Raw genomic sequence first — 13,380 nt, forward strand, 5'->3', positions numbered from 1 at the left:
ATCCGTTCGTTCTGTGTGTCACCCATCGAACTCCGCCGCGTTCTTCCTGTCCACCAGCACCACCGGCACCTTCACCTCTGCCGGCAGCTTCTCACCCTTCGAGGCCTTCACCGCCCAGTCCACGGCCTGCCGGCCCAGCAGCTTCGGCTGCTGGGCGACGGTCGCCGTCAGCGTGCCGGCCCGCACGGCGGCGATCCCGTCCGGCGTGCCGTCGAACGCGACGACGTGGACGCCTTTACCCGCCGCGGAGCCCAGCGCCTTGGCGGCGCCGAGCGCCATCTCGTCGTTCGCGGCGAAGACCCCGGCGATGTCCCGGTGCGCCTGGAGCATGTTCGCCATGACGTCCATGCCCTTGGTGCGGTCGAAGTCGGCCGGCTGCCGGGCCACGACCTCGATGCCCGGGTAGGCCCTGATGCCCTCCTCGAACCCCTTGCCGCGCTCGCGCGCCGCCGACGTCCCCGGCTGCCCCTCCAAGAACGCCACCTTCCCCTTGCCGCCGAGGGATTCGGCCAGCGTCCGCGCCGCAAGCCGCCCTCCCGCGACGTTGTCGGAGGCGATCGTCGAGCCGACCCGGCCGCCGTTCACGCCGCGGTCGATGGAGATCACCGGCACGTCCGCGCGATTGGCCACGCCGACCGCCGGGACGGCCGCGTCGGAGTCCACGGGGTTGATGACGGCCGCCTTGACGTTCTGGCTGGTGAAGGTCTCCATCTGGCTGATCTGCTGGATCGGGTCGTTCTGCGCGTCCGTGATGTTGATCTTCAGGCCGCGGGCCTTCGCCTCCGCCCGGGCGCCCTCCTTGATGCCGACGAAGAACGGGTTGTTCATCGTGGACAGGGCAAGCCCGAGGTCGGTGCCGCCGCCGCGGTCGCAGCCGGACAGCGCCAGGGCCGCCGTGAGCGCCGCAGCCGCCGTGATGGCGATCCCCCGCCCCTTCACCGCGCGCTCCGGCGGCGCAGCGTGTCCAGCAGTACGGCCAGGGCGATGACCAGGCCCGTGGCGACCTGCTGCCAGAACGCCGACACGCTCAGCAGGTTGAGGCCGTTGCGCAGCACCGCGAGGATCAGCGCGCCGATGAGGGTGCCGGACGCCTTGCCCGAGCCGCCGGACAGGCTCGCCCCGCCGATCACGACGGCGGCGATGGCGTCCAGTTCGTAGCCGACGGCCGCCTGCGGCTGCGCGGAGGTGAGCCGGGCGGCCAGGACGATGCCGGCCACAGCGGCGAACAGCCCGGAGAGCGCGTAGATGACGAGCTTGCGGCGCTTGACGTCGATGCCCGAGAGCCGGGCCGCCTCCTCGTTCCCGCCGATCGCGAACATCGCGCGGCCGGTGTACGTACGGGCCAGGACCAGCGCCGCGACCGCTCCCATGGCGACCGTCACGAGGACCGGCACGGGCAGCCAGCCGCCGAGGGTGTCGCCGAGCCGGCCGACGGACGAGGGGAAGGCGATGGGGGAGCCCCCGGAGATCACGAGGGCCAGGCCACGGCCGACCGAGAGCATCGCCAGGGTGGCGATGAAGGCGGGCAGCCTGCCGTACGCGACGAGGGCGCCGGAGAGCAGGCCGGCGCCCGCGCCCACCGCGAGTCCGAGCAGCACGGCGACCCAGACGGGCAGGCCCTCCTTCGTCGCCGCCCAGGCGAGGACCGTCGCGGAGAGCGCCGCCACCGAGCCGACGGACAGGTCGATGCCCGCCGACACGATCACGAACGTCACGCCGAGCGCCAGGATCGCCGTCACCGACGCCTGCACGCCCACGTTGAGGAGGTTCTGGCCGTTCAGGAAGTCCCGGGACAGCACCGCCATCACCACGACCAGGGCGACCAGCCCGCCCAGCGGCCCGTTCCGGAGTACCGCTCTCGTGAACCACTGCCCCGGATCGCTCCCGGGCGCCCGCAGCACCTCAGCCGACATCGGAGCCCTCCATCGCGCTCGCTTCGTACGTGTTGCCCTCGTTCACCGGCCGGACGGCCAGCTCCATCACCGCGTCCTGCGTGGCCCGCTCGCCGGACAGCTCGCCGGCGATCCGGCCCTGGGTCATGACCAGCACCCGGTCGCTCATGCCGAGCACCTCGGGGAGGTCGCTGGAGATCATCAGCACCGCGCAGCCCGCCGCCGTCAGCTCGTTGACGAGCCGGTAGATCTCGACCTTCGCGCCGACGTCGACGCCGCGCGTCGGCTCGTCGAGGATCAGCAGCCGGGCGCCCGCCAGCAGCCACTTGCCGATGACGATCTTCTGCTGGTTGCCGCCGGAGAGGGTGCGCGCGGTCTGCTCCAGCCCGCTCATGCGCACCTTCAGCCGCTCGGCGACCTCGGCCGCCCGCCGGCGCTGGCCGCGCCGGTCGACGAACCCGCCCCGGGTGTCCTGCTCCAGCCGGGCCAGGGTGAGGTTGTCGCCCAGCGAGGCGTCCAGCAGCAGGCCCTGGGCCTTGCGGTCCTCGGGGACGAGCCCGAGCCCGGCCCGCATCGCCGCCCGAACGTCGCCGCGGGCCAGCGCCCGGCCGTTCACCTCGACGGTCCCGGCGTCGTAGCGGTCGACGCCGAACAGCGCCCGCGCCACCTCCGTACGGCCCGCGCCGACCAGCCCCGCGAGCCCCACGACCTCGCCTGCGCGGACGTCGAAGCCGACGTCGCGGAAGGCGGGTGCGCGGGTCAGCCCGCGCACGCGCAGGAGCGGCGCGCCGGGCTCTGCAGACTCTGCGGGTTCTGCAGGCTCTGCGGGCCGCTCGCGCGGGTACTGCTCGGCGATGTCGCGGCCGACCATCAGCCGGATCAGCTCGTTCTCGTCCGTCGTGGCGGGCACCTCGGTCACCGAACGGCCGTCGCGCAGCACCGTCACCCGGTCTCCGAGCGCGGCGATCTCGTCGAGGTGATGGGTGATGAAGATGACGCCCACGCCGCTGTCGCGCAGCTCGCGCACGATGGCGAAGAGCGTGCCCACCTCCTCCGAGGTGAGCACCGCCGTCGGCTCGTCCATGATCAGGACGCGGGCGTCCAGGCTCAGGGCCTTGGCGATCTCGACCATCTGGAGCCGGGCGATGCCGAGCCCGGCGACCGGCGCGGCGGGGGAGACGTCCAGCCGGACCCGGCGCAGCAGCTCCGCCGCCCGGGCCCGCATGGTGCGTTTGTCGATCAGCCCGAGTGCGGTGCGCGGCTGACGGCCCAGGAAGATGTTCTCGGCGACGGTCAGGCCGGGGACGAGGTTGAACTCCTGGTGGATGGTGGCGATGCCGAGCCGTTCCGCGTCCTGCGCGGAGCGGATGCCCACCTCACGGCCGTCCACGAGGATGCGTCCCTCGTCGGGCCGGTGGACGCCGGAGAGCATCTTGATGAGCGTGCTCTTGCCGGCGCCGTTCTCGCCGAGGAGGACGTGCACCTCTCCCGCGCGCAGGCGCAAGGAGACGCCGTCCAGGGCGCGGACGCCCGGGAAGGACTTGGTGACGCCTTCTACCCGCAGCAGTTCGCGGCCGCCCGGTTCGTCATCGTCGACGCCGGTCATGCGCTGCCCCTCTCCTTGAGTCTCCTTGAGTCAGTGGGTCGCCGGTTCGCCGCACGAGCGGCGCCGCACGAGCCGGGCGGGGAGCAGCACCGACGGCGCCTCGCGCCCCTCGATCCGCTCCAGCAGCGTGTGCACGGCGGCCCGGCCGAGCTCGCGCGTCGGCTGGGCGACGGCGGTGAGCGGCGGGTCGAGGTGGGCGAACCACGCCACGTCGTCGAAGGCGACGAGCGCTACGTCCGAGGGGACGCGCAGCCCCCGCGCCCGCACTTCGTCCAGGGCGCCGAGCGCCATGAGGTTGTCGGTGGCCAGCACGGCGTCCGGCGGTTCCGCGAGGTCCAGCAGCCGCCGCATCACCTGCCGGCCGCCCTCCGGGCGAAGGTCGGGCGAGGCGCCGATCCGCTCCGGCGGCAGGGCGATGCCGTGCGGGGCGAGGGCGGTCCGGAACTGCTCCAGGCGCTCGTCCCCGATGGGCGTGCCGGCGGGCGCGACGATGACGGCCGGCCTGCGCCGCCCCAGCGCCGCCAGGTGCGCGGCGAGTTCCGTCAGCGCGGCCCGCCCCTCCGCCCGTACGCACGGGGCGGCGATGCCCGGCACCGTACGGTCGAGGAGCACGAGCGGGGTGCCGGCGGCGACGGCCTCGCCGAGCATGGCCGAGCCGGTGCCGGCCGAGCTGACCAGCAGGCCGTCGATGCGCCGGTCGAGGAGGGTGCGGATGTGGTCGTCCTGCTGCTGCGGGCTCTCGCCGGCGTTGCCGATGATCAGGCTGTACCCGAGCCGCCGTGCCTCCTGTTCGACGGCGTCGGCCAGTTCGGTGAAGAAGGGGTTGCGCAGGTCGCTGATGACCAGCCCGAGCGTACGGGTCCGGGCGGTGCGCAGGGCGCGGGCGACGACGTTGGGCCGGTAGCCCAGCTCGGCCACGGCGGCCAGCACGCGCTCGCGGGTCTCGGCGACGGGGGAGCGGCCGTTGAGGACGCGGGAGACGGTGGCGACGGAGACTCCGGCCCGTTCGGCGACGTCCTTGATGTTCGCCATGGCTCCCCGTTCCCCTGGTCGTCGGACCGCGTGTAGTCGAACTGCGTGCAGCCGAAGTGCGTGTAATCGATTCCGCGCTGCCGTGCGGGCTCAGGTAATCGATTACACGGGGAGATCGTCAAGACCTCGCCGAGGTGACGCACGCCACAGAGGGGTGAAGGGGAGGCCCCCGGGGGCAGGTGTGCGGAACCGCTCCTGAGCGCCCAAGTGCACTGCCATCATGAGGGCTTCACGCAAGGAGCGAGTGCGATGGACGATGCCCCCGCCCGCAGGGCGCTGCTGATCGGCGTGCCGGCCGCACCGGACGCGCTCGGGGAGTTCGAGCCGCTGGACGAGCCGGTCGCCGCGGATCTGCGGGCCATGCAGACGTCACTGGAGGAGTCCGGCTACGAGGTCGCCGTCCTGGCCGGCCCCGGGCGCGGCGCGATGGCCACCGGCGTCTTCGAGGCGGCCCGGAGCGTCCCCGAAGGCGGCACCCTGCTGCTGTACTTCACCGGCCACGGCGTGCGCATCGGCGGGAAGGACTACCTGGTCCCCGCGGACGCCAGGGCCCCGCAGGACGGCCGGTGGCAGCCGCCGTACCTGGACACGCTGCTGTCCGCCGACATCGGGCAGTACCTGCAGGAGTCCCGGGCCGGGACGGTGCTGTGGCTGGTGGACGCGTGCCGCAACCCCTCCGGGGGCCTGGAGGACGCCTTCGGCAGCGGCATCCTCACCGGCCCGGCCGGCAGCCGGTTCGCGGTGATGGTGGGCTGCTCGCCCGGCCAGCGCTGCGGGTACGCGGCCGAGGGCAGCTTCTTCACGCGCGGCCTCGCCGGCGCGCTGGGCTCGCTCTCCGCACCGCAGACCGTCCAGAAGGTGTACGAGGCCGCCCGGGCCCGTACGGAACGGGCCGCCCGGCGCCACGGCCTCGATCAGCGGGTGTGGATCCGCTACGGCACGGACCGCGAGGAGGAGACCCGCGCCGCGGTCGTCTGCAACGGCCGCCGCCTGCTGGAGGAGTGGCGCGACGCCGTCCGGGACGAGCGGCTGTGGAAGCTCGCCGGCGCGGAGGAGTGCATTCCCCGTCTGCAGGAAGCGCTGCTGGTCCTGGTGGAGAGCTGCGCCGTGGTGGCACACCGGGCGCAGCAGCGGCTGCCGGACCCGTGGGCCGACGAGGACTTCCCCGTGCGGCTGTTGCGGCGCGGGCTGCTGCCGCTGCTGTCGCACGCGCCCGGCCTGTCCGCGGTGGAGGTGACGGCGCTGATCGCGGCGCCGTTCCTGCGCGAGGCCGCGTGGGCGTGGCGGCTGGCCCAGGCGGCGGAGGCCGGGCCGCTGACGCCCGGGCGGACCGAGGGCGCGGGCGAACAGCGCAGGCACCTGGAGCAGTTGCGGGACCACTACGCGCACGTCGCCCGCAAGCAGGCCGCCTGCCGCGGCCGGGGCCGCACCGAGGACGAGCACGCGCTGGCCCTGTGGCTGGTGCACCGCTGGATCGCGGAGCGCTTCGAGACGGACGAGGAGCCGGTGCCGGGGAGCCTCTGCGAGGAATTCGCGGCGTCGGTGCTGGACGCGGGGGACGGCGACCCGGCGCGCGTGGAGGAGCTCTCCGCCACACTGGCCGCGCTCGCGGCCGGGATCGGCGTCGACGTCCCGCTGGACGAGGGGCAGGACTGCCCGGCCGGTGCGGTACGGCTGGGCGAGTGCCGGCAGCCCCTGCGCGTACGGCCGCTGACGGCACTGCTGCGGCTCGCGGCGGCCCTGGCCGCGGACGTGCGCACCTTCCCGGACATCATCGCCGACCACCTGGCCGTGACGGACCCCGTACTGCCGGAGGACGTCGTCAAGGTCGCCCGCCACGGCCTGGACTGGACGCAGGACACCGACGGCCTGCACCTCGACGTCCTCTGCCCGCACCAGGCCGTGCACGCCGCCCTCGCGGAGATCGCCGAACGGGCCGACCGGCTGGCGGCCCTCACGCGCGGACTGGCCGCCGGGCTCCCGTCCGACGAGGCCGCCCTGCTGGCCGTCGTGCCCGCCCGGGTGACGGCCCGTGGCCTGCGCCCGCGCGGAGCGAACGGGCGGAAGGCGTACGAGGTGCCGCTGCTGCGGTTCCACCTCGCCCAGACGGAGGTCCGCGAGCTGCTGATGGGGCGTCAGCTCTACGGCGACCCCGGCCTGGCCCTCCGCGAGCTGTACCAGAACGCGATGGACGCCTGCCGCTACCGCGCGATGCGCTGGGACTACCTGCGCTGCCGGGGCCGGGAGCCGGCGCGGTGGTCCGGGCGCATCACCCTGGTGGAGGGGAGCGACGAGCGGGGCCGCTACGTGGAGTGCCGCGACAACGGCGTCGGCATGGGCCTGGAACAGCTGAAGAACACGTTCACGCGGGCGGGCAGCCGCTTCGAGCAGTCCCGGGCGTTCCGGCGGGAACAGGCCAGCTGGCTGCGCCGGGACCCCTCGCTGCGGCTGTACCCGAACAGCCGCTTCGGCATCGGCGTGCTCAGCTACTTCATGCTGGCCGACGAGATGACGATCGTGACGCGCCAAGTGGGTCCCACGGGCGCGGTGGCGGCGGAGGCCCTGCGCGTCGACATCCCCAGCAGCGGCAGCCTCTTTCGCGTACAGCGGCACGACGACGACGCGGGGGACGGGGTTCCGGAGGGGGGTACGCGCGTACGGCTGTATCTGCGGGACGAGGAGGAGCTGGAGGGGCTGTCGTGCGTGGCGAAGGCTCGTGAACTGATCGGGGTGTGCGACTTCCGGTTCGAGGCGCGGGACGAGTGCGGCGCGCGGGAAGTGTGGGAGCAGGGGGTGCTGCGCGGGCGGCGCGCTTCGTGTGAGGCCGTGCCGGGAGTGCTGTGGTGGGTGGACGGGGAGGGCGCGATCCTGTGCGACGGCGTCGCGACGGACCGGAAGCCGTACGGATACGTCCTCAACCTCACCGGTGTGCACGCGGGCACGCTGAGCGTGGACCGCAACCGGCTGCTGGACTTCGACGAGACCTGGGCAGGGGAGAAGTTGCGGGAGGGCGCGGGCGCGCTGGCGGACTGGCCCGGTCTGACGATGGAGTGGCTCTGGGGGCTGGAGAGCAAGAGCCTGCCGGTGGCCGCTGTGGTGTGGGGGGAACTGCGGGGCAAGGGACTGCGGATTCCCCGGGAGGCGGGGAGCCGGGGGGCGGCCGTTGCGCTGGATACGGTGGGTTGGTTCCGCGGCGACGCGGGCCTGCTCCAGCGCAGACGGCATCAGAGCGAGCTGCTCGATGCGTGGCGGCTCACGGCGTGGGGTGCGCAGTCGCGGTCCGTCAAGAAGGAGGCCTTTCCGGCGGAGCTCACCGGCTACTCGGTGCCGGAGCCCGGCTTCGCGGCCGTCGTGCAGGGGAACGACAGGGGAACGGGGTGGGAAAGGGCCGTCGGCCTGGCGGCCAAGGCGCCCCTCCCGGTCCGCGAGGTGGTGCGGGCTTTACGGCGCATGCGTATCGCCCATCGGAAGCTCACGCCGCCACCGCACGGCAGCGAGGGAGACCGTGGCCGGGTCCCCGACAATCTGGACCTGGAAATCATCCGTACCCTCCAGAATTCGGCCAGGAGACGTCTGAGCGGGGAAGTCCGTGGATTCGAGTACCAGGACCTTGAGGGGCTGGTGCTGATCTCGGATCAGTTCGGCGTGACGCTCGGTCATATCGCCGCGAAATGCCGTGACTTGGCTTATGCCTGGCGTGGTCCGGAAATCCGGGTTCCCGAGCAGTACGTGCACTACGTGTGCACGTACGAGGACGTGGACCTGTTGTTCGACTTCCCCGGGGGCGGGAAGCTCGCCCCCCGGCCCGTTCGGGGTCCATGGCAGGCCCGGCAGGTGGCCGACCTCCGGAATCTTTCGCTCGAAAGCGTGCTGGAACGCATGGCGGCGTTTTCCTGGCTCGGCTGGCCGGAGCTCTCCGCTGCCGAAGCGGAGCGGTGGAGGGACGTGGATGCGCAGGTGGTCGCGCTGCTGGGCAGGTACGGGAGGACGCCGCAAGGGGGCCGTCCGGAGGTGGGATGGAAGGCGGCGCTTGCCCTTGCCGCCGATCGCCGGATCTCGCTCGGCGCCGCCGAGGCCGAGGTGAAGCGGTGGGCCGACCACCTCGGCGTCACGTATCAGCGGCTGGTCCCGGGAGGAACGCTCAACGCAGAGGCGATTCCGTCGTCAGAAGTCGCCGGCAGATACGGAGAGATCCTCACGGCGGAGGGAGAAGTCCGCCTGAGTGCCGTGATGTCCTTGAAAGCGACCGCGCGTGCGCTCGACGGGATGTCCGCAGACTTGCGGCAATTAGGCGTGAGGCTTCCGGACAACCTCGCCCTCCTGCCGGCCTGGGAACAGCTTCCGGTGCGTACACGGGTGGCATTCTGCGGCGAGGATCCTCTGCATCTGGATATCTGGGGCGGCATCGCCTTGCGGTGCCCCGCTCCTGTGCTGACCCTCGCCGTGCTGCTCTCCGCCTGCGCTCACCTTCACGAGCCTCTGGGAGACGTGTGGAAGCTGGCCTGTGAGGAGGCACGGCGATTCGGCATCGGCACGCCGGACATGCCGGCGGATTTCCTGGAGTACCGCGTCTCCAAGGACGAGCTCGTCCTGCTGAACACCTGGCGCAACAAGAAGGCGGGCACGCCGCAATGGACGCCTCTGACGCCGCACCGCCTGGCGTCGTACGCCCACGGACTGGCGACCGACGCCGCATCCGCCTATGACCGCCTCGTCCCTCTGCGCGCCCTGGGCGCTCTCGTCCCCGAGCTGGGAGCGGATGAGCTGGACGTCCTCCGGGCCTGCTCCCCCGACGAACGCGATCTGCTCGCCCTCGGAGACGAATTCAAGGTCTCCGGCCCCGACGCCCCGTACGGCCCCCTCGACCTCGTCAGCATCGCCGGCCGCCTCGGCGAGAGCATCTCCCGCACTTGGCAGCGCATCGAGCCCTATCTGCCCCTCACCCTCCCGCCCGAAGTCCCCGACATCCCCGATGTCCTTCCCCTCTGGCAGGACCTGGCCGTCCTCTCCCTCCACCTCGACGGCGAACTCCCCGCCGTCGGCGGCCGGATCGATCCCGATCGCGTGCGCCTCGTCGCCCACGAGATCGAGGAGAGCGAGGAGTGGGTCGTGGGGCGGCTTCGCCTCTACGCCCGGATGTTCACCCTCGACCTCACCGGCCTCTCCGATGCGGAGCAACATGACTGACCCCGCCCACGACTTCACCGTCCCCTACGCCGAGCGTGACCTCGGCGAGGTCACCGCCGCCTTCACCGAGCGCACCGCACCCGGCGGCCGTGCCGTCATCGTCGAAGGACGCTGCCCCGGCTGTCACGGGAAGACCCTCACCGAGTTCCCCCGCGGTGTGCCCGGCAGCGGGACGAAGGGCGTCCTCGACCGCCTCAGGCGGCGGCCCGCGACGGCGTCCGCCGCCGACGGCGTCCTCGCCGCCGAGGTGCTCTACTGCGAGTGCGGCTACCCCCATCCCGGGCTGCCCGACGACGCCGTCTTCACCGGCTGCGGTGCCGGCTGGCGGGTCACCCCGTGAGCGCGGGGACCGACCGGCGGTGGGCCGAGCTGGCCCGGGAGCTGGAGTTCGGGCAGCTTCCCGAGCTGCGCCGGCAGGCCGAGGGCTGGCGCACCGGGCTGACGGGGCTCACCGCGCTGTTCGCGGTGCTCGTCGTCCTCAAGGGCCGGGACAACCTCGCCGACCTGCCCGTCGCCGCCCGTGACGCCGCGACGGGCATGCTCGCCGCCGCATTCGTCCTCCTGGCCGCCGGTGCGCTGCTCGCCGTGCGGGCCGCGTCCGGGCGGCCGGGGGACACGATCGTCCTCGGCGGGCAGGCGCTGCGCGACTGGACGCGGCGGGAAGCGGTCCGTGTGGCCAGGAGCCTGGTGGCCGCCTCCGTGTGCTGTGTGACCGGGGTCCTTCTGGTCGCCGGCGCCGTCGGCGTGGCCTGGTCGGCGACGGATGCGCCGCCGGAGCACCTGGTGCGGGTGAGCACGGGCGCCGCGACCGCGTGCGGGGAGCTCGCCGAGAGCGGGGCCCGCGGCACGAGGATCTGGACCGGGGCGGGCGACGAGCGCACACTGCGGTTCGTACCGGCGGGCCCCGGCACCACGGTCAAGCCCGTCGCGGCGTGCCCCTGAGGCCCTGAGGCTTTGAGGCCCTGCGCCGTCACCGTCACCCCGGCCAGTTCCAGTCCGTCACCTCCGGCATGTCCACACCGTGTTCGCGGATCCACGTGTGGTGCCGCGTACGGGCGTCCACCATGGCCTGCCGTACGGACGCCGCGCGGACGCCGAGGCCGGGGACGCGGTCGATGACGTCCATGACGAGGCGGTAGCGGTCGAGGTCGTTGCGGACGACCATGTCGAAGGGGGTGGTCGTGGTGCCCGCCTCCTTGTAGCCGCGGACGTGCAGATTGGCGTGGCCGGTGCGGCGGTAGGCGAGGCGGTGGATCAGCCACGGGTAGCCGTGGTAGGCGAAGATGACGGGTCGGTCCGTGGTGAAGAGCGCGTCGTACTCCGCGTCGGTCATCCCGTGCGGATGCTCCTCCCGCGGCAGCAGGCGCGTCATGTCGACCACGTTGACGACCCGTACGGCGAGCTGGGGCAGCTCGTGGCGGAGCAGGTCGGCCGCCGCGAGGACCTCCTGGGTGGGGACGTCGCCGGCGCAGGCCAGGACGACGTCCGGCGGCCGGTCGCCGTTCTCCGTGCCCGCCCACTCCCAGATCCCCGCGCCGCGGGCGCAGTGCGCGCGGGCCTCGGCGAGGCCGAGCCAGTCGAAGCAGGGCTGCTTGCCCGCCACGACGACGTTGACGTAGTCGCGGCTGCGCAGCACGTGGTCGGCCACCGACAGCAGGGTGTTGGCGTCCGGCGGGAGGTAGACGCGCACGACCTCGGGGCTCTTGTTGAGGACGTGGTCGACGAAGCCGGGGTCCTGGTGGGAGAAGCCGTTGTGGTCCTGGCGCCAGACGTGCGAGGTCAGCAGGTAGTTGAGGGAGGGGACGGGGCGGCGCCAGGGCAGGGTGCGCGCGGTCCGGAGCCACTTGATGTGCTGGTTGACCATCGAGTCGACGATGTGGACGAAGGCCTCGTAGCAGGAGAACAGGCCGTGCCGGCCGGTGAGGGTGTAGCCCTCCAGCCAGCCCTGGCAGAGGTGTTCGGAGAGCACTTCCATGACGCGGCCGTCGCGGGCGAGGTGCTCGTCCGTGGGCAGCTCTTCGGCCTGCCACGCCTTGCCGGTGGCCGCGTAGAGGGCGTCGAGCCGGTTGGAGGTGGTCTCGTCCGGCCCGACGACGCGGAAGTTACGGCTGCCGGCCGTGTCGGCCATGATCTGGGCCAGCAGGCCGCCGAGGACCCGGGTCGGCTCGTGCATCGCCGCGCCGGGCTTGTCGACGGGCACCGCGTAGTGCTCCAGCGGGGGCAGCGGCAGGGAGCGGGTGAGCAGCCCGCCGTTGGCGTGCGGGTTGGCGCCGAGCCGCCGTGCGCCGTCCGGCACGTGGGCGAGGACCTCGGGGCGCGGCCGCCCGTCCTCGTCGAAGAGCTCCTCCGGCCGGTACGAGCGCAGCCAGCGCTCCAGCTGCCGCAGGTGGTCGGGGTCGTCGCGCACTCCGGCCAGCGGCACCTGGTGGGAGCGCCAGGTGCCCTCGACGGGCAGGCCGTCGACCTCGTGCGGGCCGGTCCATCCCTTGGGCGTGCGCAGCACGATCACCGGCCAGTGCGGCCGGTCGGTCACGCCCTCCTCGCGGGCGACGTGCTGGGCGAGGGAGATGTGGTCCAGGGCCCGGTCCATGGCGTGGGCGAGGGCGCGGTGCACCTCCCGCGGGTCGTCCCCGGCGACGTGGATCGGCTCGTGGCCGTAGCCGCGCAGCAGCCGGTCCAGCTCGCCCTCGGGCAGCCGGGACAGCACCGCCGGGTTGTCGATCTTGTAGCCGTTGAGGTGGAGGACGGGCAGGACCGCGCCGTCGTGCACGGGGTCGAGGAACTTGTTCGCGTGCCAGGACGCGGCCAGCGGGCCCGTCTCCGCCTCGCCGTCGCCGATGACGCACGCCACGAGCAGGCCGGGGTTGTCGAAGGCGGCGCCGTAGGCGTGGGCGAGGGAGTAGCCCAGCTCGCCGCCCTCGTGGAGGGAGCCGGGGGTCTCCGGGGCGACGTGGCTGGGCACCCCGCCGGGGAAGGAGAACTGGCGGAACAGCCGCTCCATGCCGTCGGCGTCGCGGCTCACGTCCGGGTAGACCTCGCTGTAGCTGCCGTCCAGCCAGGAGTTCGCCAGCACGGCCGGCCCGCCGTGCCCGGGCCCCCAGATGCAGACGGCGTCCAGCCCCCGCGCCTTGACGACGCGGTTGAGGTGGGTGTGGATCAGGTTGAGGCCGGGGGAGGTCCCCCAGTGACCGAGCAGGCGGGGCTTGATGTGCTCGGGCTCCAGGGGCACGGTCAGCAGGGGGTTGCTCAGCAGGTAGATCTGGCCGGCGGCCAGGTAGTTCGCGGCGCGCCAGTGGGCGTCGAGCGCCGCCAGTTCCTCGTCGGCGGGGCCGTCCGGTCGCGGCCCTGCGGTGCGGTCGGCGTGCTCGGACATGTACGGCCTCCTCGGGATGCGGTGCCGGGTACCCGCCACCGGGCACGGGAAACGCTCCCAGCACCCCGGCGTCCCCGCGTAGGGCCTGTCCGGCCAGCTTTGCGGTCCGCCCGGGCCGGCTTCGCGGGCCGTCCGGCGGGACGTGCGGCCCGTCCGGCCCCTGCCGCCCCGCCGCCACCCGGCGCACCATCACCCTGTGTGGCGCCCCCGGCGCTCCGAGTCGCGGGAACGGGCGCGCCGAGTGATCCTTGAAGGGCGTGGCCGGACCGGACCACCGCCCCCGGCGGCAC

Annotated in this window: 6 protein-coding genes and 1 pseudogene; 3 read left to right on the plus strand and 4 right to left on the minus strand. The window is 73.3% G+C overall.

Annotation, left to right across the window (positions count from 1 at the left end; translation table 11 throughout):
- Positions 1-18: 18 nt before the first annotated feature.
- The 3 genes and pseudogenes from IE241_RS33995 to IE241_RS03855 all read right to left on the minus strand — a co-directional run bounded on the left by IE241_RS33995 (position 19) and on the right by IE241_RS03855 (position 4,530).
- Positions 19-1,913 (minus strand): annotated as a pseudogene (locus tag IE241_RS33995) (ABC transporter permease/substrate-binding protein).
- On the minus strand, positions 1,903-3,498 hold the full coding sequence (locus tag IE241_RS03850) for a sugar ABC transporter ATP-binding protein (RefSeq protein WP_190020109.1): 1,596 nt from the start codon (positions 3,496-3,498) through the stop codon (positions 1,903-1,905). Before IE241_RS03850 ends, IE241_RS33995 begins: the two are co-directional and overlap by 11 nt.
- 30 nt (positions 3,499-3,528) lie before the next feature.
- Complete coding sequence (locus tag IE241_RS03855) at positions 3,529-4,530, minus strand: LacI family DNA-binding transcriptional regulator (RefSeq protein WP_190020110.1); 1,002 nt, start codon at positions 4,528-4,530, stop codon at positions 3,529-3,531.
- A gap of 249 nt (positions 4,531-4,779) precedes the next feature.
- Between IE241_RS03855 and IE241_RS03860 the strand changes: the two genes are divergently transcribed.
- From IE241_RS03860 to IE241_RS03870, 3 genes are read left to right on the plus strand one after another with little or no spacing between them, the layout of a single operon-like run.
- Positions 4,780-9,717: an HD domain-containing protein gene (locus tag IE241_RS03860; RefSeq protein ID WP_190020111.1), complete on the plus strand. Its 4,938-nt coding sequence runs from the start codon at positions 4,780-4,782 to the stop codon at positions 9,715-9,717.
- Positions 9,710-10,057 carry a hypothetical protein gene (locus IE241_RS03865; protein WP_190020112.1) on the plus strand — a complete coding sequence of 116 codons (348 nt, stop codon included), beginning with the start codon at positions 9,710-9,712 and terminating at the stop codon, positions 10,055-10,057. Before IE241_RS03860 ends, IE241_RS03865 begins: the two co-directional genes overlap by 8 nt.
- Positions 10,054-10,659: a hypothetical protein gene (locus IE241_RS03870; RefSeq protein WP_190020113.1), complete on the plus strand. Its 606-nt coding sequence runs from the start codon at positions 10,054-10,056 to the stop codon at positions 10,657-10,659. The genes IE241_RS03865 and IE241_RS03870 overlap by 4 nt, the downstream gene beginning before the upstream one ends.
- Before the next feature lie 34 nt (positions 10,660-10,693).
- Here IE241_RS03870 and IE241_RS03875 read toward each other — a convergent pair whose 3' ends face one another.
- Positions 10,694-13,090 (minus strand): phosphoketolase family protein, encoded by a 2,397-nt coding sequence (locus tag IE241_RS03875; protein WP_190020114.1) that lies wholly within the window; start codon positions 13,088-13,090, stop codon positions 10,694-10,696.
- Positions 13,091-13,380 lie beyond the last annotated feature (290 nt).

The sequence above is a fragment of the Streptomyces hiroshimensis genome (genome assembly GCF_014650335.1).
GTDB lineage: Bacteria > Actinomycetota > Actinomycetes > Streptomycetales > Streptomycetaceae > Streptomyces > Streptomyces hiroshimensis.